General features: G+C 39.5%; 19 protein-coding genes and 1 pseudogene. 7 read left to right on the forward strand and 13 right to left on the reverse strand.

The features are described from left to right. Window positions 1-214 precede the first annotated feature (214 nt). On the forward strand, window positions 215-1,393 hold the full coding sequence (locus I6E85_RS10300) for an efflux RND transporter periplasmic adaptor subunit (RefSeq protein ID WP_007580481.1): 1,179 nt from the start codon (window positions 215-217) through the stop codon (window positions 1,391-1,393). 12 nt (window positions 1,394-1,405) lie between these two features. Then, on the forward strand, window positions 1,406-4,528 hold the full coding sequence (locus tag I6E85_RS10305; RefSeq protein ID WP_197236932.1) for an efflux RND transporter permease subunit: 3,123 nt from the start codon (window positions 1,406-1,408) through the stop codon (window positions 4,526-4,528). Between the two features lie 90 nt (window positions 4,529-4,618). Here I6E85_RS10305 and I6E85_RS10310 read toward each other — a convergent pair whose 3' ends face one another. After that, a complete protein-coding gene (locus I6E85_RS10310) occupies window positions 4,619-5,071 on the reverse strand; it encodes a cytochrome c (RefSeq protein ID WP_197236933.1) in 453 nt (150 codons plus the stop codon). Between the two features lie 225 nt (window positions 5,072-5,296). Here I6E85_RS10310 and I6E85_RS10315 point away from each other — a divergent pair, with 225 nt between their 5' ends. Together I6E85_RS10315 and I6E85_RS10320 are read left to right on the forward strand one after the other, a co-directional pair. Further along, on the forward strand, window positions 5,297-7,630 hold the full coding sequence (locus I6E85_RS10315) for a S8 family serine peptidase (protein ID WP_101163831.1): 2,334 nt from the start codon (window positions 5,297-5,299) through the stop codon (window positions 7,628-7,630). An 11-nt stretch (window positions 7,631-7,641) separates the two neighbouring features. Beyond that, window positions 7,642-8,175 carry a hypothetical protein gene (locus I6E85_RS10320; protein ID WP_101163830.1) on the forward strand — a complete coding sequence of 178 codons (534 nt, stop codon included), beginning with the start codon at window positions 7,642-7,644 and terminating at the stop codon, window positions 8,173-8,175. 74 nt (window positions 8,176-8,249) lie between these two features. Here the strand turns inward: I6E85_RS10320 and I6E85_RS10325 are convergent, their stop codons facing one another. Continuing rightward, window positions 8,250-8,720 (reverse strand): DUF2721 domain-containing protein, encoded by a 471-nt coding sequence (locus I6E85_RS10325; RefSeq protein ID WP_024589627.1) that lies wholly within the window; start codon window positions 8,718-8,720, stop codon window positions 8,250-8,252. Between the two features lie 191 nt (window positions 8,721-8,911). Here I6E85_RS10325 and I6E85_RS10330 point away from each other — a divergent pair, with 191 nt between their 5' ends. Continuing rightward, window positions 8,912-11,086 (forward strand): S9 family peptidase, encoded by a 2,175-nt coding sequence (locus I6E85_RS10330; RefSeq protein WP_101163829.1) that lies wholly within the window; start codon window positions 8,912-8,914, stop codon window positions 11,084-11,086. A 43-nt stretch (window positions 11,087-11,129) separates the two neighbouring features. Here the strand turns inward: I6E85_RS10330 and I6E85_RS10335 are convergent. The 4 genes and pseudogenes from I6E85_RS10335 to I6E85_RS10350 all read right to left on the reverse strand — a co-directional run bounded on the left by I6E85_RS10335 (window position 11,130) and on the right by I6E85_RS10350 (window position 14,761). Next, a pseudogene (locus tag I6E85_RS10335) lies at window positions 11,130-12,516 on the reverse strand (sensor histidine kinase). Window positions 12,517-12,526: 10 nt separating this feature from the next. Beyond that, window positions 12,527-13,252 (reverse strand): response regulator transcription factor, encoded by a 726-nt coding sequence (locus I6E85_RS10340; RefSeq protein WP_007580488.1) that lies wholly within the window; start codon window positions 13,250-13,252, stop codon window positions 12,527-12,529. Between the two features lie 62 nt (window positions 13,253-13,314). Beyond that, window positions 13,315-14,049, reverse strand: a complete 735-nt coding sequence (locus I6E85_RS10345; RefSeq protein ID WP_101163827.1) for a spondin domain-containing protein — start codon at window positions 14,047-14,049, stop codon at window positions 13,315-13,317. Window positions 14,050-14,059: 10 nt separating this feature from the next. Continuing rightward, on the reverse strand, window positions 14,060-14,761 hold the full coding sequence (locus I6E85_RS10350; RefSeq protein WP_007580506.1) for a spondin domain-containing protein: 702 nt from the start codon (window positions 14,759-14,761) through the stop codon (window positions 14,060-14,062). A 184-nt stretch (window positions 14,762-14,945) separates the two neighbouring features. Here I6E85_RS10350 and I6E85_RS10355 point away from each other — a divergent pair, with 184 nt between their 5' ends. Continuing rightward, window positions 14,946-15,311 (forward strand): DUF4870 domain-containing protein, encoded by a 366-nt coding sequence (locus I6E85_RS10355; RefSeq protein ID WP_007580507.1) that lies wholly within the window; start codon window positions 14,946-14,948, stop codon window positions 15,309-15,311. 228 nt (window positions 15,312-15,539) lie between these two features. Continuing rightward, window positions 15,540-15,974 (forward strand): YqaA family protein, encoded by a 435-nt coding sequence (locus tag I6E85_RS10360; protein WP_024605954.1) that lies wholly within the window; start codon window positions 15,540-15,542, stop codon window positions 15,972-15,974. A gap of 16 nt (window positions 15,975-15,990) precedes the next feature. On the opposite strand, the gene folX is transcribed toward I6E85_RS10360, so the two are convergent. The 7 genes from folX to ycaO all read right to left on the reverse strand — a co-directional run bounded on the left by folX (window position 15,991) and on the right by ycaO (window position 24,683). Beyond that, window positions 15,991-16,347 (reverse strand): dihydroneopterin triphosphate 2'-epimerase, encoded by a 357-nt coding sequence (gene folX, locus I6E85_RS10365; protein WP_007377309.1) that lies wholly within the window; start codon window positions 16,345-16,347, stop codon window positions 15,991-15,993. 4 nt (window positions 16,348-16,351) lie between these two features. Next, window positions 16,352-16,906, reverse strand: a complete 555-nt coding sequence (gene folE / locus I6E85_RS10370; RefSeq protein ID WP_007377310.1) for a GTP cyclohydrolase I FolE — start codon at window positions 16,904-16,906, stop codon at window positions 16,352-16,354. A gap of 22 nt (window positions 16,907-16,928) precedes the next feature. Next, the gene (gene folM, locus I6E85_RS10375) at window positions 16,929-17,648 is read right to left on the reverse strand and encodes a dihydromonapterin reductase (protein WP_197236934.1); all 720 of its coding nucleotides are present in this window, start codon (window positions 17,646-17,648) and stop codon (window positions 16,929-16,931) included. A 224-nt stretch (window positions 17,649-17,872) separates the two neighbouring features. Further along, a complete protein-coding gene (gene nadE / locus I6E85_RS10380) occupies window positions 17,873-18,703 on the reverse strand; it encodes an ammonia-dependent NAD(+) synthetase (protein ID WP_197236935.1) in 831 nt (276 codons plus the stop codon). Between the two features lie 68 nt (window positions 18,704-18,771). Further along, on the reverse strand, window positions 18,772-19,401 hold the full coding sequence (locus I6E85_RS10385) for a YceH family protein (protein ID WP_007580511.1): 630 nt from the start codon (window positions 19,399-19,401) through the stop codon (window positions 18,772-18,774). Window positions 19,402-19,444: 43 nt separating this feature from the next. Further along, the gene (locus I6E85_RS10390) at window positions 19,445-22,807 is read right to left on the reverse strand and encodes an ATP-binding protein (RefSeq protein ID WP_197236936.1); all 3,363 of its coding nucleotides are present in this window, start codon (window positions 22,805-22,807) and stop codon (window positions 19,445-19,447) included. A 115-nt stretch (window positions 22,808-22,922) separates the two neighbouring features. Beyond that, window positions 22,923-24,683, reverse strand: coding sequence for a 30S ribosomal protein S12 methylthiotransferase accessory factor YcaO (gene ycaO, locus I6E85_RS10395; protein WP_024589636.1), 1,761 nt, complete (start codon window positions 24,681-24,683; stop codon window positions 22,923-22,925). Window positions 24,684-24,704: the final 21 nt, after the last annotated feature.

The raw sequence follows: 24,704 nt of genomic DNA on the forward strand, positions 1-24,704 counted from the left end.
GAAATTTAAGTGTACAACGCTAATTAACTGATATTAATAAACAAAAGTTTGTAACAAAATATAACGAATGAGGTGAGCTGCATGCAAAGTTATTTTTATAGCCCTAAATAGCAGTGGTTTATATGTATTTGCAACAGTTGCTTACAAATGTCACCTTAATGTTTCATATGGCTCTGGTATTATGACGTTAATAGAATTTTGGGGATAATAGGATATGCAAACAAATTCACTTAGATGGGTTTTTCCATTTGTAGCGCTAATTGTTGGTGTTGTTGGCTTTATGGGAATAAATGCCATTGCACAAGAGCCAGAAAAAAAAGAAGTAATTGATACTCGTCCAACAGTGCAAGTTGAGCCAGTGGCTGCAAACGATCATCAAGTTATTATTAATAGCTACGGTGAAGTAAAGCCTCTTGAAAGTACACAGCTTTCGGCGCAGGTGTCGGGTGAAGTGTTAAGTTGGCATCCTAATTTTGTAGCCGGCGGCATCGTTGCTCGCGGTGAAACGTTATTCACTATCGAAAAAGACAACTACGAAGCAGCAGTACTTGTTGCAGAGGCAGAAATTGCTCGTGCACAAGCAGGCTTAATTGAAGAGCAGGCCCAAGCTCAAGTAGCCGCAGATGAAGCAAAGCGTTTTCCAAGTAAAGCGCGTACCGACTTATTTTTACGTAAGCCTCAAGTGTTAAGTGCGCAGGCATCTGTAAAGTCGGCGCAAGCTGCATTAAAACGTGCACAACGTGACTTAGATAATTGTGAAGTAACAGCCCCTTACGATGCATTGGTTATTAGCCGAAATGTAGGTGTTGGTCAATTTGTCACTATGGGTTCGCAAGTTGCTGAGCTCAATAATATTGAAACTGCTGAAGTGATTATTCCTATAGCAGGGTTCGATAGCGTTTTTTTGCCAGAACGTATTAAAGGCATTACCGCAACGATTATTCAAAAAGGTCTAAACAGCTTCACGCGTGAAGGTGTAATTGACCGCGACCTAGGGATTGTTGATAACGCTACGCGTATGAGCAGTCTAGTAGTGCGTATAGAAGACCCATACGGTCTTAAGAATATACAACCAGCCATTAAGTTTGGCAGCTACGTACAGGTGAATTTTGCAGGTGCAATGCTTAATAATATTTACCGTTTACCGCAAGCTTTGGTTAACAACCAAACTGTGTGGGTAGTAAACGAAAACCAAGAGCTAGAGCCACGTAAAGTAACGGTTATTCGTGAAGAGGGTGAGTATTTTTATATTAGCAGTGGTTTAAATGCCGATGACAAACTCGTTATTACTTTACCTGAATACCCGCAAAAAGGAATGCAGGTTAAAATTGCAGGTGTAGCTGCAAAACCTGAAAGCTCAGAAACGAGCACTTCAAACACGCAACAGCTGTAGGGTGTAATAGTTATGAGCGAGTCAATACAACAAAAACAAACAGGGCTAATTGCCTACTTTGCTAATAATTCAGTAGCCGCTAATTTAATGATGTTTTTTATCATTATTATGGGGGCTATAAGTTACTTTACGATTCAGCGTCAAATGTTTCCTAATGTAGAGATTAACTACATTAATATTGAGGCTAATTACCCAGGTGCCTCTCCTCAGGAAATAGAAGAAAGTATTCTTATAAAAGTTGAAGAGTCACTTAAAGATATAACCGAAATTAAAAAAGGCGTGTATCGCGCATTTAGAAATGGCGGTACAGCAAGCCTGGAAATAAATACCGATGCAAAACTTACCGATGTGCTTGATAAAGTAAAGTTGCGTGTTGATGGCATTGCGACTTTTCCGGCGGGTATGGAACCGGTCACCATAAGTCAGGTTGAGTTTAGGCAAGACGTAATAGGTATGACGCTCGTTGCTGACTTACCACTTACAGAGCTTAAGCCTATAGCAAACCAAATAGAGGATGAGTTACTACAGTTATCTAACGTGTCGTTAGTGGTAAACGATGTTCCTCTTGATGAAATAGCAATTGAAATAGAGCCCGATACGCTGCGTCAATATAACCTAACCCTTAGTGATGTAATGAATGCAGTGCGTCGTTATTCAGCTAACTTTTCGGCGGGGCAGCTAAAAACAGACGCAGGTGTTATTTCTGTTCGCGTCGAGAATCAGTTTTACTCGGGTGAAGAGTTTAGGCAAATTCCGGTAAAAATTGGCGAGTATGGCGCTAAAGTTTTACTGCAAGATATTGCCGTGATTAAAGATCAATTTATCGAAGGTGAGCGCTACTTTAAGTTTAATGGCGAAAACGCGGTGTATTTATCGGTTAAAGCAACGCAAGAGCAAAACATGATTCCCGTTGCGGATTCGGTTAAAGCGTTTATTGATCAAAAAAATAAGCAACTACCGCCGGGTATTCGATTAGAGCCATTAATGGATATGACCTACTACCTAAATGCTCGCCTTGATATGATGAAAGCTAACCTGTTTCAAGGTGCAATTTTGGTGGCAATTATGTTGTCGTTATTCTTACGTTTTAAACTAGCGCTTTGGGTAATGATTGGCTTACCTGTTTGTTTTTTAGGGGCCATGATGATGATGCCACTATTTGGCATTAGCATTAATATTATTTCGTTATTCGCTTTTATAATGGTGCTCGGCATAGTGGTGGATGATGCCATAGTGATAGGGGAAGCTGCCTACACCGAAGTTGAAAAAAGCGGCGGTGGTGTAGAAAATGTTGTGCGTGGTGCTAACAGAGTTGCGACCCCTGCGACCTTTGGTGTGTTAACAACGATTGCTGTATTTGCACCATTCACAATGTCGAGCGGGCCAGAAAGTGCCTTCTTTTATGGTATAGCCGTTGTGGTAATGCTGTGTTTAGTATTTAGTTTGATTGAATCAAAGCTGATACTGCCAGCTCACATTGCTCATACGCACTTTTCGCCGATTAAAAAAGGTGGCTGGCGCGATCGCTTCAATACACGCTTTTTTGGTTTCGTAAATGGCCCATACAAACGTTTTATTGCTAAGTGTGTTGATTGGCGCTGGACTGTTTTGTTTGCTTTTATTGCAATGTTTATAATCAGTATTGCACTTATTACGTCTAATAAAGTACGTACAGTTCCAACTCCTAAAGTGCCGCACGACTTTCCACAAATTCAAGTAGAAATGAACGACAACGTTTCTGACTTACAAACCATTGCTGCTATTCGTGAAATAGAAGCTATGGTACTTAGAGTCGATGAAGAGACTGAACGTGAGTTTGGTCAAAAAATTATTCGTGATGTATTGGTATTTAATCAAGGCAGAACCGAGTCGCAGTTACTAGCTCCATTAGTTGACGAAGATTCACGTCCATACAATGCATTTGAGCTTTCTCGACGGTGGCGTGAGGCTATGCCGACTATTGCTGGTATTAAGTCGTTAACTATTCAAGACGATGTTGGTGGCGGCGGTGGTAATGGCGGCGGCGAGTTTGGCTATTTACTGTATGGCTCAGACATAGATACTTTAAATCAAGCGGGTCGTCGTTTTATTCAATTACTTCAACAGCAAAAAGGATTGTTTGATATTAGCTCAACCATAGATCCTGCGAGCAAAGAAGTGCAAATGAGCCTTAAACCTGTTGCTTACGATTTAGGCTTAGATTTAGCCGGTATTGCAAATCAAGTGGGTGCTAGTTTTTATGGTGGCGAGGCACAGCGTGTAATCCGAAACGGCGAAGAAGTACGCGTAATGGTACGTTACCCTAAGCTGACTCGTGAGGCATTTTCATCGCTTAAACACACCGTTGTTACTACCCCACAAGGGCGAGAAGTACTTCTTGGTGATGTAGTAGAGCTAACAGAAACGCCAGGTATTAGCTATATACGCCGCGAAGGTGGTTACCGTACCGTGTATGTTTATGGCAATATTGATGAAGAGCAAATTGAGCCAGGCGAAGTGGTTAAGCAAGTAAAAGAAAATCTACTGCCACAGCTAATGGAAGAATTCCCAAGTGTTAAATCAGAGCTTGGTGGCGCAATAGAAGAGCAGCAAGCTCAAGCTAATGAGCAAATAATGTTTTTTATTGGCGGAATGATTTTAGTATACATACTGCTAGCTGTGCCGCTTAAAAGCTATTCACAACCGCTTATTGTAATGTCGGTTATTCCGTTTAGTTTAACCGGGGCTATTTGGGGTCATTACTGGTTTGATTTAGATATGAGCTTAATGTCGGGATTTGGCTTAATTGCCGCAGCAGGTGTTGTTATAAATGATTCACTTGTAATGACAGATTATGTAAACCAAGTTCGCCGCGAAGGTGTTAGCGTTAAAAATGCAGTAATAGAAGCTGGTTGTGCCCGCTTTAGAGCAATACTATTAACGTCTATAACAACCTTTGCTGGTGTATTACCTATTATGTTTGAAACAAGCCTGCAGGCTAAGTTTGTAATACCTATGGCAGTAGCACTTGGCTTTGCTGTTATGTTTGCAACGTTAATAACGCTTATATTAGTACCGTGTTTATATATTATTCTAGGCGATATTGGTGCGTTATTTAAGCGCCCTTTTAAAAGCCGAGCTGCTAAAGTCTCGTAAATATAAAGCATAAAAAAAGCACTGACCGTTATTAACGCTCAGTGCTTTTTTATTATCTATTTATTGTTGTTAAACTGGCTACAACAATAATTAATCTTTAAATTGCTTATGGCAATCTTTACAGCCTTTAGCCCATGCGCCAAAAGCTTTACCAATTACGGCTTTATCGCCCGATTGGGCTGCTAACGCTAGCTTATCTGCATTTGCTGCAAAAGCATTCGCTTTTTCAACAAAGGTTGCATTTTCGGCCCAAACAGCAGCAAGTGCAGCTGTATCGCCTTTATCTGTCCCTTCGTAAAACGCTTCCCATGGCATTTTTGAAAGTGCAGCAGCGTTGTTAGCACGCATTTTAAATTGATCTGCGTCAAAAGGTACTTTACCTTTTAGCATTGCGCCCATGTCACCAATTTGCACTGAAATCATTGAAAACGCAGCTTGGCGGTATTCAATCGCGTCACTTGGTTCTTTAAATGCAGAATTTGCCGATACGCTAAGTGCACATGTAGCTAATGCTATACCTGCTAATACTTTTTTCAATTTCATGTTTGCCCCTTTAAAGTAATTGTTAATCCTGTTCTATATTAGCTTCTTTGAATGTTCAAGTTAATATATGTGCTTAATAATTGTTTCTTTAACTAAGCATACAACGATTACCCTATCGTTACATCTATTGTCTTTATTGTTAATGACTGTAAACACCTCGTTGTTATTTTGATTCCTGTTGTGTAACTTCCCCCCCATCATAAAAATAACTAACAAAGAGAGTTTATGAAAAATAATATTTTTAAAATGTCAGCATTGTCTGCTGCAATAGTGGTATCACTTTCTGGTTGTGGAAGTAGTGATGACGATAATAAAAGTAGCGTACCATTAGTTACTGACGTAGCTCCTAAAGCGAGCGATGTAGTTGTTGTAGATTTAAAACAATGGATCCCTGTTACTGCAGAATTTAAAGCCAGCGATAACGATGGCGATGCACTTACATTTAGCTTCACTGAAAACGGTGAAGAAGTGATTGCAGAAGATGGCGTATTTACATTTAGTCACGGTACTCTAACTGTAGAGGGAACATCATTTACTTATGTTCCAATGACGGATGATGATGCAGTTATTGATTACACTGTAAACGCAAATGGTAAAACGGCTTCTGCGCAAATAAACATTTCAGGAGTTGTTGGTGACCCATTAGCAAATCAACAATGGCACCTAAATAATACAGGCCAAAAAGCATACTCATTAAGCGATGAAATGAAGCAGGGCTTAGTTAATTTATATGTAAATCTATTTGGCGATACAGAAGAAGAAGCGCAAGCAAGTGTTGATGCTAGTTTTGCTAATGCAGAAGCTACAGGTTTGGTTGCTGGTGAAGATATGAATGTAACAGCCGCTTATGCTCAAGGCGTTACAGGAGCTGGTGTAACTGCTGTTGTTGTTGACTCGGGCATGGAAATTCGCCACGAAGATTTAGTAGATAACGTATTACCAAATCGTTCTTTAAACCTTAACGCTGAAGCGCTAGATCGTACAGACCCTACAAGTACATCAAACAGTGGTGACCACGGAACAAGTGTTGCCGGCTTAATTGCAGCAAAAGGTTGGAATGGCAAAGGCGGCCGTGGTGTTGCACCTGATGCAGGCTTAATCGGTATGAACTACCTTGGTGGAGATAAAGTAGCACAAACTGATTTACTTGCTCATGGCTTCCCTGGTAGTGGTATTAGTACGTCTGAAAATATTTCAGCCTTTAACCGTAGTTACGGTATTACGTTCCCTACGTTTATCGGTTATTCAGAGCTAGATGAGGCAATTGAGTCTTACCCTAACCTTAACCTTCGTGACGGTAAAGGTGCGCTAAATATGAAATCTAGCGGTAACTCATTTGAAGACGGTGGCGATGAAGGTTCTTTATGTGCTGACAATGGTGCAAATGACTTAGGTTTAACTTGTTATAATGGCGCTTTTGAGCCAAGCCAAGGCCACCCTTATTATTTAAGTGTTGCTGCAGTAAATGCTAATGGTAAACATACTAGCTATTCTACAGCGGGTGCTAACGTAATGGTGTCGGCTCCAGCGGGTGAGTATGGTCGTTTTGCACCTGCAATGGTAACAACAGATCAAATGACTTGTATTAATGGTTATTCAGGTTTCAATGGTGGTTCTATTGCAGCATGGGCTGCTGCTTATGGTGAAGAGTTTGCTGCAAGTCAATATCCATTTAACTACCCAGGCCATGCAGACAATGCAAGCTGTAACTATACTTCAACGTTTAATGGTACATCATCTGCTGCGCCAAATGCATCGGGTGTGGTATCGTTAATTCTTTCGGCTAATCCAGATTTAACATGGCGTGACGTTCGCCATATCCTTGCATCAACTAGCACTTTAATTGATGCAGATAATGCTGCTGTTAAATTAACAGTTGGTGAAGGCGAATTTGTTGCTCACGACGGTTGGATTGAAAACTCTGCCGGTTATAACTTCAATAACTTATATGGTTTTGGCCGTGCTGATGCTGGAGCTGCGGTTTCTATGGCGAAGGCTTATGATGTTGCTTTAGGTGAACAAGTTATTACTCAGTGGAGCGGTGTTGGTTCAGTAATTGCTGAAGACGCACTTGCACTAGAAATTCCAGATAACAATGCAACGGGTCTTACACAAGAAATTGAAGTGACTGAAGAGCTAAGCATTGAAGCAATGCAGTTTAAGTTTGATGTAAGTAATGCTGAAATGGGCTTTGGCTTAAGCGATGGTACACAAACTTCAGCCGGAACAGATTTAGCTATAGAAGTTACATCGCCAGCGGGTACAAGAAGTGTATTACTGTCATCTAAGCAAGCTTTATTCTACCCAGCATATAGTTTCACTAGCAGTTGGAGTGTTGGCTATATACTAAAAGATGCAGTAATGCTTTCAAATGCGTTTTATGGTGAGTCGACTAAAGGCACTTGGACAGTTCGTTTACTAGATACGAGCGCAGATAGCTATGCACTTAGTAAAGGTGATGACAATGGTTTAGGTGTAGTAGGTATTAGCAATAATAGTTCAGCAAGTGTTTTAGAGGGTGTGTCTTTACGCGCATTCGGTCACGCAGGTCAAGAGTGAGGATTATGAAAATGAAAGTTAATAAATTAATCGTATTAAGTGCTGCTGCGTGTATTTCTTTAAGCGCTACGGCAAACACAAGCTTTGATAAAGAGCTTCAACTACCAAAGAAGCAAGCATCTAGCTTAAAGTATACTAAAGCTGATTTTGGTTCTTATAAAGTAGAGAAAAATTTACGCTTAGTGCCATCAAGTGTTGCTGCCGATGAGCATGTAGTTATGCAAAAAGGCGACATGGCGGTTGTTAATGTTGCAAGTACATCTGATGTAGTAACTAAAGGGTCATTAGTTCGTAATATTCTTACTAATAACTTAAGTTCTTTATCAGGTAATATTACGGTACTTTTAAAAGATGGTATTACTGCTAGCGACATTGCTGCAGCGGCTGGATTAAAAGTGGTGTCTGTATTTCCTGGTACTAAGATTGCCGTTTTAGCAGTGAATGATGGACAAGATATTTTAGTTGCAGCAGAGCAGTTAAATGCTTCAGGTTATGCTAAAGAAGCTAGAATTGAAGTGCTAGAGACGATTTATACTGCACAATAAGTTATTTTATTAAATAAGCTTATTTAATAAAAACCCCGAGCAACATTAGTTGCTCGGGGTTTTTTTATAAAAAATTAATCGTTTATATCAATATCTGCAAATATCATCCCGCGACGCATGCTGCGCGTTGCTAAAAATACTTCGCCTAATAACGACATAAATGCACATATAAGTAATGCCATTGCTGCTACAAAACAACAAGCAATGGTCACGCTTAAGTTAATTGATTGAATGTGCGACAAGAATAAAAACATAACCACAGCACATACAAGTAAGGCACTTAATACACTTAAACTAAAAGCAATATGTATACATCGAGATCTTTTTAATAAAGCGCGGAGTTCTGTTGCTAGCGACTTATTAAAATCATCATCTGTATTTACTTTTAATCTTCTCTCCAATAAGCGCGCTCTGTCGGTAATTCGTGCTAAGCGATTAGATAAAACACCTAAAGTTGCTGCTATACCTGTGATTAAAAATACGGGAGCAACGGCCGTTTGAATTACTTTTGCCATAGTTAAAATGTTAATTACTTCGCTATTCATTACTACCCTTAATCAGTTGAGCCTAAAAGTGATTTATATATCTACAGAGTACCTGATGTAGGCTTATTAAGAAAAGAGGAATTACGTTGATTTACTTTACATAGCTTCACAAACTAAATCACAACACAGGTTATTTTTAGGTATATTTAATTACTTAATAAAAAATAAAAATACAACAAGGACTTTGACTGATGAAACGTACCCCATTCGCACTCGCAGCACTATCACTCGCTATTTTAAGTGGCTGTAATCAAGCCCCTGAAGAAACCAAAAAAAGTAATACACAAGTTAAAACGGTTCAAGTAGTCCAAGCTGTTGCCCCGGTTGCTAAAAAAGTGCCACATGAAATGACTATTCATGGTGACACACGTATAGATGATTACTATTGGCTGCGTGATGATGAACGTAAAGCACCAGAGGTAATTAACTATTTAGAAGCTGAAAATACATACACTGATGCAATGCTCGCACATACTAAAACGCTGCAAAGTGAGTTGTTTGAAGAGCTAAAAGGGCGTATTCAAAAAGACGATGATTCAGTCCCAGTTAAAAACGGTGATTATTTTTACTCAACACAAACACGTGGCGATAACGAGTACACTACTTACTTACGCAGCAGCGATTTTGCAGGTACCGATCAGCAAGTTATTTTAGATGTAAATGAGCTTGCTAAAGGCCATGATTATTATGCAGTAAGTGGTTTAGATGTAAGCCCTAATGGCAATTTAATGGCTTATGGCGAAGATACTGTTAGCCGTCGTATTTATAGCGTAAAAATAAAAGATTTAACTACCGGTAAATTACTCGAAGACACACTTGAAGGCACCAACGGTGGCATTGTGTGGGCAAACGATAATAAAACGGTTTACTACATTAAAAAAGATTTACAAACTCTACTAGGTTACCAAGTGTATCGTCATACATTAGGTACATCGCAAGCTGATGATGAGCTAATTTACGAAGAAACTGATACCAGTTACTACATGGGTATGAGTAAAAGCAAAGATGAGTCAGAGATTTATATTTGGCACAGTAGCACGGCTGCATCAGGCGTATCGGTATTAAGTGCTGATGATACTAAGGCAATGCCAAAACGCTTAATTGAGCGCGAAGCAGGGCTTGAATATGATATTTCGAAGCTAGGGAATACTTACTACATTGTAACTAACTTAGATGCTGTAAATTTTCAGCTGATGAAAGTTGATATTGATAAAGCAGGCGACAAGGCTAATTGGCAAAGTGTGATCCCTGCACGCGATGATATTAAACTCGAAGGCATTGATTTATTTAATAACTACTTAGTTTACCAAGAACGTGAAATGGGCCAATCAAAGTTGATTGCGCGTGATTTAAAAACAGGTAAAGAGTTACCACTGAGCTTTAACGATAGCGCTTATACAATTGGTACTTATGGCAATAACGATATAGATAGCAGCACGTTACGTGTTTACTACACAAGCATGACCACTCCAAGCTCATCGTACGATGTAGATTTAGCGACTGGCGATAAAACGCTTCTTAAGCAACAGGTTGTGTTAGGTGATTTTGATGCTGACAATTACGCTTCAGAGCGTATTTTTGTAACAGCACGTGATGGCATAAAAGTACCGGTAAGCTTAGTTTACCGTAAAGATGCGTTTAAAAAAGATGGCACTAACCCGCTACTGCAATATGGTTACGGTTCTTATGGCGCAACCATGGATCCAACGTTCTCAAGCTCACGTTTGAGCTTGTTAGACCGTGGCTTTGTATTTGCAATTGCCCATGTACGTGGATCGCAAATGCTAGGTCGTCCTTGGTACGAAGACGGCAAGCTACTAACTAAAAAGAATACATTTAACGACTTTGTTGACGTAACCAAAGCATTGGTTTCTCAAAAGTATGGCGCAAAAGATGAAATATTTGCGTTAGGTGGCAGTGCTGGTGGCTTATTAATGGGCGCAGTAGCAAACCAAGCACCTGAGCTTTATAAAGGCATGGTTGCTGCGGTACCGTTTGTAGATGTAGTAACAACGATGCTTGATGCGAGCATTCCGCTTACAACAAATGAATACGGCGAATGGGGTAATCCGAACGAAAAAGCGTATTACGATTACATGCTGTCTTACTCGCCATACGACCAAGTATCTAAGCAAGCATATCCTAATATGTTAGTAACGACTGGCTTGCACGATTCACAAGTTCAATACTTTGAGCCTGCAAAATGGGTTGCTAAGCTGCGTGACTATAAAACTGATGACAATAAGTTATTGTTTAAAATAGATATGGAAGCAGGGCACGGCGGCGCATCGGGTCGCTTTAAACGTTTAGAAGATACCGCGCTAAACTATGCATTTATGCTTGATTTAGCGGGTATTAAAAAGTAATTAATTTATATATTTAAAATAAACAAAAAATGTAAGGTGCTTTTTAAGAAGGCACCTTTTTTTGTGGCAAGTTAAAGCTAAACATAGTGCCTTTACCAATTTCACTTTGTACGTAAATTTCGCTATCCATCAGTTTTAATAACCCTCTGCAAATAGCCAATCCTAAACCACCTTGCTGGCGCCCTTCTTTATTAGAATTACTTGCTTGGTAGTGCGGATCAAAAATAGCATTCAGCTCATCTTCTTTTATGCCTACGCCCGTGTCTGATACATGCACAAATAGTTGATTATCGTCACTGCGTTTTACATGTACTGCAATGCTGCCGCCGCGAGGTGTATGCCTAATTGCATTATCAATTAAGTTACTTAACACGCGCTCTAATTTAGCTATATCGGCAACTACAGGAAAATCACAAATCGCAGGTTCTACCGACAAACTAATGCCTTTTTTGTCAACGGCTAAACTAAATTTTGCCATGCAATCGTAAATGAGTTCACCTAAATTAAAGGTTTCTTTATTTATACTTATTTCGCCATTTTCTAAGTGAGCAAGCTCAAATATTTGCTCTATGAGTAGCTTTAATTGCCCGCAATTATTAAGCGATACCTGCAAGTATTCTTGCTGCTCTTTTTTACTTAGCTGCTCGCCTGACTGATTTAATACTTCTAAAAATCCCTGCAGTGAAGCAAGTGGTGTACGTAGGTCGTGCGATAAGTGAGTTAGTAACTCTTTGCGTTGAATAGTTACTTAGTTTGGTGTCGGTAAGGCTGTAGTTAGCGGCTTCAATATTACTAACATCGCGTGCTAAGCGCTGAATTGGGTTGGTAAAAAAACGTAGTAAAATTAGCATCGCAATAAATAAAAATGCAAGTGCAGAGCCAAGCCATAAAGCAGCTAGCCATAACTTATCATTATTTTTTACAGTGCTTAGTGAGGTATCGTAAGCCTCACCACCAATAATTACATATAAATAACCTTGTAGCTTATCTTGATTAAATACTGGCGCGGCTGAAAATATTTTTTGTTGCTCTTTATTACGAGGATTATCACCATAAATAGGTGCAGCGCTTGGGTCGTTAATTAGCCTTTTTAAAGGCGTTAAACTAATATGCGTGCGTTTAACTTTACCCGGCTTTGCTGAGTAAGTAAGAATTTTTCCGGTTTCGTCTACAAAATAAAATTCAAACGCAGGGCCTAATAACATTAAGGTATGGAAGAGGTTTTCAAGCGCTTTATAGTCGTAAACACCTTCTTTTATTAATGGGTTATCTTGTACTAAATGCTCCGCTAACGCTAAGTGCAGATTTTGTTCGGCGTGGTGTTTTGAAGTCAGTTCTAATTGCTTACTCCAGCCGTAAACAAGGGCGCAAATAAAACAAAAAATCACGACTAGCGATATAGCTAATTTTTGATACAAAGATAATTTCATAATAGGTGTCTTAATTGAGTTGGCTAGGGTTTAGTTTGTAACCAACACCCCAAACGGTTTCGATGATAGGCGCTTGTTGGTGTTCTTCTAGCTTGGCACGTAAGCGGTTTATATGTGAATTAACCGTGTGCTCGTAACCACTGTGTTGGTAACCCCATACTTTATCGAGTAATTGCTGACGACTAAAAACATGATTAGGATGGCGTGCAAAGTAAACGAGTAAATCAAATTCGGTGGCGGTAAGGTTAAGGGCTTGCTTGCCTAAATACACTTGGTGCGAACTAAATTCTATATTGAGTGAGCCTACATTTAGTGTTTGTTCACTATCAACGGGGGAGTTGTCGTTGTTTTGGCTAGCGAGTAGTTGTGCTCTGTGGCGTAATTGGGTTTTTACTCTGGCTTGTAATTCGCGTGCAAAAAAGGGTTTACAAATATAATCATCGGCGCCCATTTCAAGGCCAATAACTCTATCCATATCGCTACTAAGCGCGGTGAGTAAAATTACGGAGGTAGTTGGGTAATGCTCTTTTATTTTTCGGCATAAGCTCAAACCATCCATTTGGGGTAAGTTTATATCGAGTAAAATAAGTCCGTAGGGATGCTTAGCTATTTTTTTTAAGGCAAGTTCTGCGCTTACAACATGATCAACATGTAAGTTAAGCGACGTTAGCTGCGTGGTAATTAACTTACCTATTTCTCTGTCATCTTCTACTACTAATATTTTTTCGTGACGCATGTATTACCTCGTAAAAAGGGGGGCATCCGTGCTCCCTTACTTCCCCATTACAAGCTGGAACGTTACTGCGTGCGCGTAATTACTATTTTCGATACTGGGTTATCAAACTTATGTTCAACACCAAGTGCTGATGTAGATAATCCATCTTGATTTGAAACAATGCCCGGATGCATTGTTATTATATCGGCTGTATCGTCACGTATTTCGTTAAACCCTTCACCGCTAGCGGCAGGACCTGGCACAGTTTCAGCTGTTTCTGTATTTGCTTCCGTACCCGCATCATAAGCAGTCGTAGTGCGTGATAACGAACCGCCAACTTCTAATGTTGATACATCTAAAGAACTAAGACCGGTAAAAGCATCATTTGTATTCCCAAGCATGGCAGCAAATGACAAATTAAGCGTTTCTTGCTCTTCAACAGTAATGATTACTGTGGTGGTTTCACCAGGGCCAATAGCGCCTTCGGCTGAAACTGCAGCAAGTGCACTTTCGTAGCTTAGGTATTCTTCATTTGCACCGCTTTCTGCAAGCATTTCTAAACCAACAGAAGCTGTGGTGCCGAATTCCCAAGGTGCTTCATCTTCAAAAGCAATGACAGAGAGTGGTGATAAAGGCTGTCCTGCAGTTAAGTTACTAAAAGTAATAGTAAACTCACTGATCACAGGTTCTACAACAATTGGCTCAACAACGACCGGCTCTTCAACAACTGGGTCGTTATCATTATCGCTACACGCTGCAAGTGTGGTTGCAAGTGCAAGCACTAGTAGACTTTTTTTAAGGTTGTTAGCAGATGACATAATCATGCTCCTACTTAACTGTAACGGTTAATTGCGCTACTGGGTTTAACCATCTGTGTACTGTATTACTTAAATCGCTATTTCCCGCTTCTAAATCGTCATCACCTAAGCTACCTGGGTGAATATGGATGCTTGTATTTGTATCACCACTTAATATACCTGTACCGCCAGTGCCAGCGTCGCCACCTGGAGCCGCAGGAATACCCGGAGTACCTGGAGCGCCAGAGCCTTCAACTACAAGCTCATTGTTTTGTTCTGTGCCTGCATCGTAAGCATTTAAATTAATTGTGTAAGTACCCGCTTCTGTTGGGATTTTCCAGCTGTTTAAGCCTACAAAGCCATCATTAGTTGGTAGCATCATTGCAGTTAAAGATAGGTACTCGTTACCGTCGGTAGTGGTAAGTGTTGCCGTTGTAGATGCGGCTGGTGCAAGTAAGCCTTCAGCTGGATTTGCAGCCATATCACTGCCCGCTGCAGTTGCTTGTGCAACTAGCTCTGCAATATTGCCGCCTTCAGCCATTGTTTGTAATGCTGTAGATGCTTGCGTTGCTACTTCAAATAGTGTGTCTTCGCTGTTGTGTGCTGTAATTAACAGTGGAGTGAAGTGAATACCCTTGGTTAGGTTAGTAACTTTTAGGTCTAATTCTGCGGCCATAGTCGATTGGCTAGCTGCCGCTAAAAGAATTGCAATTGTTAATGTAGAAGTTTTCATTATTATTCCTGTAAGTGATGATTCGAGTTTAGTATTGAATAATCGTCTCCAGAAACTCTCACAAACTTATCACTTTTTTATCACAAGATTTTACGCTGTGATTTTTAAATACAAATACGTTGGTTGATTTGTAGACATTTGTTTAGTTAAGAGGCAACATACATGAAACAAAAAGGAGAGTGTTATGGAAGAAAATCAACAGGTTGAACCAGTTAACAAAGATGACCGTATGTGGGCTATGTTATGCCATTTGAGTGCGCTTGCCGGATTTATTGTGCCGTTTGGCTCAATAATTGGGCCATTAATTGTGTGGTTAATTAAAAGAGATGAGATGCCAGTTGTTGACGTGCACGGTAAAAAGGCGCTTAACTTTCAAATAACGATGGCAATTGCATATGTAGTTTGTTTTTTACTGATGTTTGTAGCAGTAGGCTTAATATTACTACCTATAGTAGCAATTTTTGGGTTTGTAATGGTTGTAATGGCAAGTATTAAAGCTAATGAAGGTAAAGAGTTTAATTACCCGTTTAGTTTAAATTTGATAAAATAAACACACAGTTTATTTTTATACCAATTGCATTAAATTAGTGATCTATTATAGCGATAAGAAAATAGCTCAATAACAAGGCTAAAATTATGATACATAGTTGTTCTATATAAATAATTTTTAACGTAGTTAGTGAATTATTTAATACGCTAGAATGATCATGTTTTTAATAAAATTGGTATTATAAACCCAGCTATAGGCTGGGTTTTTACGTTTAGCCATAAGGGCATTATGCTTTATCTCACGTTATTTATTAGCGCATTTATATCTGCCACATTACTGCCTAGCTCTTCTGAGGTGATAATGGTGGGGATGATTGCCCAAGGTAAAGTTAATTTATGGCTTATGTGGTGTGTAGCAACACTTGGAAATGTATTGGGAAGCTGCGTTAATTACTGGTTAGGCACGCAGGTATTACGTTTTAAAGATAAAAAATGGTTTCCTGTATCGCAAAAAGGGCTTGATAACGCACAAAAGCAATTTAATAAATACGGTGTGTATAGTTTGTTGTTTGCTTGGCTGCCAGTAGTAGGCGATCCGCTAACTGTAATTGGAGGGATATTTAAAGTACGCTTTAGTCTGTTTTTATTACTAGTAACACTAGGCAAAGGCGCTCGCTATTTAGCGGTTATCGCCCTTGCCGTAGGATTCGAAAAGCTTTTTTAAATAAGTTTTTAAGGCCTTATTTAGCCCAATCAAGCGTTAACGACACTGAGTCGGCAAAACGCAGTGCATGCGGTTTATCAACACGTGCTTTAGCATAATGAACACTTGGGTGTGAGTGACAAACCGCAAGAATTTCAGCCACTAATTTTTCGAGCAGTAAAAAGTGGCCTTGCTCTACTAAGCTAATTACTTCTTTGGTGATCACTTTATAATTAAGTGCTTGGTCAACTTCATCCGTTTTACACGCGTCATCAGCAGGGTAGTGAATCTCTAGGTTGATCACTACATCTTGCTTTTTTTCACGCTCATCGGGGTTAAAGCCAATAAACGTACGCAGGCGCAAATTAGTAACGTTAATAATTGCATTAGCCATAGGGTTAACCTTTTATAAGCTGCAAAAATTCGTTACGTGTTTTAGGATCGCTTCTAAAGTTACCTAACATTACTGATGTACGCATGCTTGAATTTTGCTTTTCTACACCACGCATCATCATACACATGTGTTTTGCCTCAACAATAACGCCTACGCCCTTAGCGCCAGTAACTTCTTCAACTGCTTTAGCGATTTGATGCGTTAGCTGTTCTTGAATTTGAAAACGGCGTGAAAACATATCAACAATACGTGCAAATTTAGACAAGCCTAATACTTTACCGTTTGGAATATAAGCAATATGGCAACGGCCAATAAAAGGTAGTAAATGATGCTCACACATAGAGTAAAGCTCTATGTCTTGCACTAACACCATGTCGTCAGCGTCAGATGTAAATACCGCTTTATTAGTTATTTCATCAAGCGTTTGACGATACCCTTGCGTTAAATATTCCATTGCTTTTGCAGCACGTTTTGGTGTATCAAGTAAGCCTTCGCGGTTAGCATCTTCGCCTACTGCGGTGATGATTTTTTGGTAACTTTCTTTTAATTCATTGTGCATAAATATCTCAGTTTATTTATATTTACTTTAAATGACGGCCGCCATCAACAGGCAAAGAGCGCCCTGTGATGTAGTGGCTTTGTAATAGTAAATCAATGCTATTGATAATTTCTAGGCATCCGGGTTCAATGCCCATTAATGATTTTTTAAGGGTCTTAGCTCGATATTGCTCATCGTCATGTTCATTAAAAATAATGAGTGATGGAGCAACCGAGTTCACTTTTATGTTTGGCGCATATTTAGCGCTAAACGATTTAGTTAAGTTATCGAGAGCTGCTTTACTTGCTGCATAAGCTAAGTGTTTAGGGCTGCCTGTTTCAACTACATAATCAGTAAGGTGAATTATATCAGCAGGTACTTTTTCACTTTGCTGATAGTTTATAAGCAGCTCAGCGCACATTAAATTAATTAAATACGGTGTTTTGGCGTGTATACGCATCATATTATCGAACAGTACTGCAAAGTCAGGATTGTTAGCTTCGCAGTCCCAGCTTGATGCATTGTGAACAATAGCGCGCAGCGATGTTGTATGCTCTTTAAGCGTATTTATAAATGCACTTATACCGTCATCGGTACTAAAATCGGCATAAATACATACAGCGCCTAGTTGCTCTAATTTATCAACAGCGTTGTGGCGAGTACGATACGTAATAATAACAGCCTGCCCTTGGGCTATATAATGCTGAGCGAGCGCTAAACCAATACGTTGGCCTGCGCCGGTAATTAAAATGGGCGATGTCATATAAGGCAGTGTTCTCTTTGGCGGGTAGTTATACCAATATTATTAAAAATATCATCGTTCTATCGCTTTTTCATAGGGCTATAATAGATCACTAATTTAACGCAATTGGTATTATAAAATTTAAAGCGTTAATTTACTAAAATATACGCAGTTTCTTAATCTGTCGATCAAAAAAGCAATTAATCCTCAAAGGCGTTAATTGCTTTATTTTATTTACTAAAACATTAATCGTAAATTGTCGGAATTGGTTGGCGCTTATGTTGTGTACGCATGTAAATACTTACAAGCTTTTGTTCAATGTCTTTAGAAACAGATTTACCTTCTAAAAAGTCATCAATTTGCTCATAGCTCAAACCAAGTGCTTCTTCATCTGTTAAGCCTGGGCGGTCGCTTTCTAAATCAGCTGTAGGTGCTTTATCTACTAATAAAGCTGGGGCACCGAGTGCAGTAGCAAGTGCACGCACTTGGCGTTTTGATAAACCAAATAGCGGAGCTAAATCGCACGCGCCGTCACCAAATTTAGTATAAAAACCAGTAATGTTTTCAGCACTATGATCGGTACCCACTACTAAGCCTTGGCAAAAGCCAGCAATTTCGTACTGAGCAACCATACGTTGGCGTGCTTTAACATTACCTTTAATAAAATCTATCTGAGCTTGCTCAGGCAGTGCTTCACCACAGCCAACTACAGCAGCTATCGCTTGCTCATGCAGTGCATCAGCAGCCGGTTGTACGTTTACGGTCATACGTTTACTTGGCTGGATAAAATCAACCGCCATTTGCGCTTCGTCTTCATCGGCTTGTACGCCATAAGGTAAGCGCACAGCAATAAATTGGTATTTGTCAGTATCGTGTTCTTTATTTAGGTCGTTTACGGCAAGTTGACATAAGCGGCCGCAAGTTGATGAGTCAACACCACCACTAATACCCAATATTAGTGATCGTGAGTGAGCTGCTACTAAACGTGCTTTAATAAAAGCAACCCGGCGAGTTATCTCAGCATTTACATCAATAGTTGGCTGAACCTTCATTTCAGCCATAATTTCGGCGCGCATTGCCAGCTCCTTATAAAATTTAATATGTGATACGCAATAAACTTATTATGTGATTTAGTCTTAATTAATTAAAGTTTTAAATGAGCTTTTATTTTGCGAAGCTCTACTTTTAATTCTTCCACTTCTGCCAGTAAATCACTTAATTCTTTATCTTTAATTACTTCGCTTGGTAGAGCAACAAAGGCATCGGCGGGATTATTTTGTTGTTCGCCAAATAAATGAATGTATCGGCTGTCGCGTTTACCTGCTTCTCGTTCTAATTTACGGGCGTAATCGCTTTCAATCAGTTTATTGAGCGCTGTTTCTACTTCATTTACGTTATTAAAATCAGCAAGCCTAGCACTGCGAGTTCTTAATTCACCTGGGGTTTGGGCACCACGTAAAAGTAATAAACAAACAATGGCACGTTGCTGAGCAGAAAATTGCAGATTACTAAACTCAGTGTTGCAAAAGCGGTGGTCGTATTTATTTACGCGACCAGAAAGCCCTTCATCTATAGTTACCAAACGCATGTCTATTAGTTCATCAAGTGCGTTTTGCACGTCACTATCTGTAAGATTTAACACAGGATCGCGATTAGACTTTTGGTTACATGCGTTCACTAGAGCGTTTAACGATAGCGGATAATGTTCTGGCGTTGTGCTTTGTTTTTCTAGTAAGCAACCAAGAATACGTTGTTGATTTGCTGATAACTGCATAAATAATCTCAAATTAGTAAGCGTATTTTATTAGCTTACACCTTTATTGGATACCAAGCCATTGCTGGAGTTTAGGTTTTAGTGCGGCTAAATCGAGCGGCTTACTTAAATAGTCGTTCATGCCTGCTGCTAGGCATTTTTCTTTATCGCCCTGCATGGCATTGGCTGTAAGTGCAATAATAGTAATATTTTCATTATCCTTACCTGCATCGCCTTCTCTAATGGCTTTAGTGGCTTGGTAGCCATCCATTTCAGGCATTTGGCAATCCATTAAAACTAGCTTATATGGCTTACCTTGTTTTGCATTGAGTTTTACAATTGCCTCAAGCCCATTTTCAGCAATATCAAAAGTCACACCTGCTTGCTTTAATAGCGCCGAGGCAACTACTTGGTTTATTTTATTGTCTTCAACGAGCAGTAGTTGTGGCTCTGATGAATCGAGTACTGGTGCTTTAGTTAGTTTATTTTGTAGTTGTGCTTGTTGCTGCTGTTGTTCAATGTATTTATCGTTAGTGAGTGAGTCAAACAAATCAGAAGGTGTGAGTGGTTTGAAAATCATACAGTCGACTTCCATACCTACTTTAGACTCCTCAGGTGAATAACTCATTGGCGCCATAAGAACTAACTTGCAACTATGCATATTTATAAAGTTTTTAAGCGCAGTTATATGCGTTTGCGGCGCTTTTTCAAAAAAGTAGTAATCAACTAAAATAGCTTCAGGGTGGGTGGTTACATTATTTAAATAATCATCAACCTCAAGATAGTCATGTACGCAATTAACTTTTGCGCCCCATACTGTGAGTTGTTTACTGGCTGTATTTGCATTTAACGAACACTCATCAATAATTAAAATATGTTTGTTTTTAATTAAATGACTCGGTAAATCTTGTTCTTTACTTAAGCGAGGCTGTATTTGTATTGTGAAAGAAAATGTACTTCCTTCGCCTTGCATGCTGTTTACACTTACTTCACCGTTCATCAGCTCACACAGTTGTTTTACTATGGCAAGGCCAAGCCCTGTGCCCCCAAACTGGCGTGTAGTTGAGGCATCTGCTTGTGTAAACGAATCAAATAATGACGCTTGTTTTTTAGGGTCAATACCAATGCCAGTATCAATAATCGAACATTGTAGGAACGAGCCATCTGTTGTTTCATCCACTTTGGCGGTAATAACTACTTCACCATCAATAGTAAATTTAACGGCGTTGCCAATTAAGTTATTCAAAATTTGGCGTAAGCGGTTCGGATCACTAATTATTTCGCTAACTGTAATTTGAGTGGCATCTAAAATAAGTTTTGTATTGTTTTGCTCTACTTTTAAAGCAAACGACTCAACCACTTCTCCTAATAACCGAGGTAGGTTAAATTGCACGTTTTCAATATCGAGCTTACCGGCTTCAATTTTAGAAAAGTCTAATATGTCGTTAATTATATTAAGTAAAGATTGAGCTGATGACTGAGCAAGTTCGATATGATGCTTTTGCTGTAGGTCTAGTTGCGTTTGCTTAATTATATTAAGCATGCCTAAAACACCATTCATTGGTGTGCGAATTTCGTGGCTCATACTCGCTAAAAATTCACTTTTAGCTTCAACAGCTTGTTCTGCAGTTTCTTTGGCGGCAACCAGCTTTTGTTCAGTTTCAATTCGTTGCTGGCTCGAGTGCAAGCTGCCTATTAACGCTGCAACGGCAATTAAAAAGCTTTCTTCGTTTTTAGACCAGTGGCGCTTGGATTGACATTGCTCGGCGCAAACAACGCCTATAGCACCACTTCCCGCAGGAATAATTACGCACAGCATTGATTTAATCTCGAGTGGCATTAAATACTGCTCTTTAATTGGTGCGAGTATTGGGTGTTCTAGTGCATCGGGTGCATTAAATACTGCTTGATGATCTATTGCATTAAAAAAGCTGGGGTTGTTTTTTCTTAGCCAAATAGAGTCAATTTTGTCACTAGACGAATGTTTGCTATGTATGGCAAAGGGGCTTAGTTGAGACTTGTCTTCATTAAAAAACCAAATACTGGCACGTTTAATATCGAATGCTTGGCAGATTGCTTCAGTGATAATATCTTTCGATTGGCTAAGTTGCCCATTTAATATTAATTTATTAACGGTAAGAGAAGCTAAAATTTCGTTATGTAATGCGGTTTTATTACTTTCTAATTCAATCTTTTTACGGGTATCAATATTCTGTAATGAGCCAAAAATACGTGTGCATCGTCCATTCTTTTGTTCTGCTTCACCATGTACGAGTACCCAAACAGATCCACCTTCTGCATCCATTACTTCTAATTCAACTTCGTAGCTTTCACCATATTTTATGGCTCGTTCAATTAAAGGTTTAATTGTTTCTCTGCTAGTGCCTTTTTTAAAGTAATTTAAATCTTTAGGCCATTCTGGTTGGTTATTTAATGGGTATTTAAATAGTTTTTTGGTCATATCAGACCAATACACTTGTTTAGTTTCTAAGTTAAATGACCATGCGCCTATTTGAGCTAGATCACTCATTGCTTCAAGCATTTTTTCATTTTGTTGCTGACGATTAAGCATTTTCAAAAAGAATAAAAAGGCCCAAATTAATAATCCGCAAATAATTATAATTGATAACCGAAGTGGCCACACAGCTGAATTTGGTGGGCTCCAACCTATTCTAGGTGCTACATATAACTGCCAGCTGCCGCCTTGAAAATTTAGAGTGAACTCAAGAGGATCTTGCTGAATAATATTTTGATTGCCGAAAAAAAACTCGCCTTTTTTACCTAAACCATTACGCCCTTGAATGGCAACGTTGTACTGTTTTTCTAATTCATAAACGCCAGAATTGATATAAACTTTGTCAATATCGAGTACAACCGACAACAACCCCCAAAACTCATTATTAGGAGGGGTATACACCGGAACCCTGGCGATTAATGCTTCCCCCCCCTGAACTAATGTTAGCGGTCCTGCCATAATAATTGTGTTGGTATCGCGGGCTCTAAGTGCATCAGTACGCTGATTTTTATTATCTAAAAAATTAAGGCCAATTGCTTTTTCGTTCCCTTTTAAAGGATAGGTCATTTGAATGACCATATTGGGAGCGCCACCAATATTACGAAGTTCATTTGATGTATCAAAAAGAGGAGCTGCGATTTGTTCAAAGCGTTCTTGTTCTAAACCCGGTTCTGCGGCAACGGCAACACCTAAACCCCGTACTAGTTGAATATTAGAAACTAAGGTTGATTCGAGTTGAGCTCTATAAGTACTTACTTCTGAAAGAATTTGTAGGCGGTGAGCATCTTTTACACGATTATAGTTAATACGATCAAGAACAACACCAACTAGTACAGTTAGCGTAAGCGATAACCAAAAGGTCAGCTTAAAGTTATGAACATTCGTTTTTTTGTTATTACTAGACGGTGGCATTAGCTACATCGTGGCGTTAATTTAGGCAAATTAACTATAGCTAATTTATGACATAAATGAAAACGGCGCATTAACAAATGCGCCGTTTATTTTTTATAATTAGTAGTTTAGCGAGCTACGAATCGCTAACTTCACGTGCCCAATGATTTTGCTTTGCTACGTGTAGCTTGCGGTAACCATCAAGTAGTGCCGCATGCTTTTTAAAGCCTTCAAGCGATAAACCTGGAAAAGTTAAACCGTTAAATTGCTTTTTACCTTCGGCAATTTCTATAGCCAGCGCTACATTATTAGCACCAAACATTAAGCCTAATGCATCTTGGTAATCAGCGTATTCGCGCTCGTCATCGTATTTAATTTCAAGAATCGCTTTTAAACAGCGGAAGTGGCGCATTGCATCTTCGTTTACTTGGCCCGTATGAAGTATCCAATCAACCCAATCAATGGCTTCTTCGCTGCCTGCGGCTAAGCATAGGTGCGCTTTAAGCTCACCTATACGCAGTGTGTGCCATGGTGTGTCGGCATCAGTTGCTAAGCCAATAAATTCTGCGGCGCGGATAATATCGCTATGACCGGCTTCTTCTAGGCTGTCGTAAATTTCCATCCATTGCTCTGCATCGTACTGATCAAGCGATAGGAATGCTTCGCGAAATTTTGCGCCTTCGTTGTTGTTGCGCCAAATAAGCTCATCAACTGGATAAATGTCTGACATGCCCGGTACTAAAATACGACATGCGTATACGTTTAGGTGCGTGTAATCCATGATGTAGATATCATGATCCATGCTGTGAATCAGGTCAGTACAGAAGTTATATTCTTGCTCTGTTGTGCCGCTAAAGTCCCAGTGTACAAATTCAAAGTCAGGTTTTGCACGGAAGAAATCATGCGAAATCAAACCGCTTGAATCAATAAAGTGCAGTTCAATGTTCTCTGGTGTTGCTACTTCATCGTTATCAAATGTTGCAGGTTGGAATACATCTAGTTGATCTAAACGACGACCTTGTAGTAACTCAGTAACGGTACGCTCAAGCGCTACTTCAAATGAAGGGTGAGCACCAAAAGAGGCAAACACAGAACCATCAGTTGGGTTAATAAGCGTTACGCTCATTACTGGGTAAATCCCCCCAAGTGATGCATCGGCAATACGTAAATGAAAGCCATGGCTGCGAAGCTCTTCACACGCTTCGTGAATTTTAGGATATTGCTTAACAACGTCTTCAGGCACGATTGGTAAACAAATGCCTTCGGCGATGATGCGGTTTTTAATCGCGCGCTCAAATACTTCTGATAAACCTTGTACGCGAGCTTCAAATTTTGTGTTACCTGCGCTCATACCGTTAGATACAAAAATATTACCAATAACGTTTACCGGAATGTATACGTCTTGGTTATCGCGTTGGCGAGTGTAGGGTAGGGTACAAATGCCACGATCAATATTGCCAGAGTTAAAATCAAAAAGGTGTGATGCGTTTAGTTCGCGCTCTGGGTCAAAGTAATCCCATAAGCTTTCATCCATAATACCTTGTGGTACTTCGTCGCCTTCAACTTTAAACCATTTTTCGGTTGGGTAATGAGTAAACTCGCCATTGGCAAATTCTTCACCTAGATAAAAGTCTGCAAAAAAGTAGTTACAGCTTAAACGCTCAAAGTATTCACCGAGTGCTGAGGCAATAGAGGCTTTGTCGGTTGCGCCTTTACCATTGGTAAACATAACACCGCAGTCACTGTCTTTTATATGAACCGAATAACAGTTAGCTACAGGGTTAAGCCAAAGCGCTTCTTCAACATTAATGTGTAGGGCTTCAAGCTTGTTTTGCATGGTAGAGATTGACGATTCTAGGTCGCGGTCTTTACCTTTGATAAATGTTTTTTCAGTCATATTGATCTCAACTAGTTCTGC

It is taken from the genome of Pseudoalteromonas sp. NZS71 (assembly GCF_015864715.1).
GTDB classification, from domain to species: Bacteria; Pseudomonadota; Gammaproteobacteria; order Enterobacterales; family Alteromonadaceae; genus Pseudoalteromonas; species Pseudoalteromonas arctica.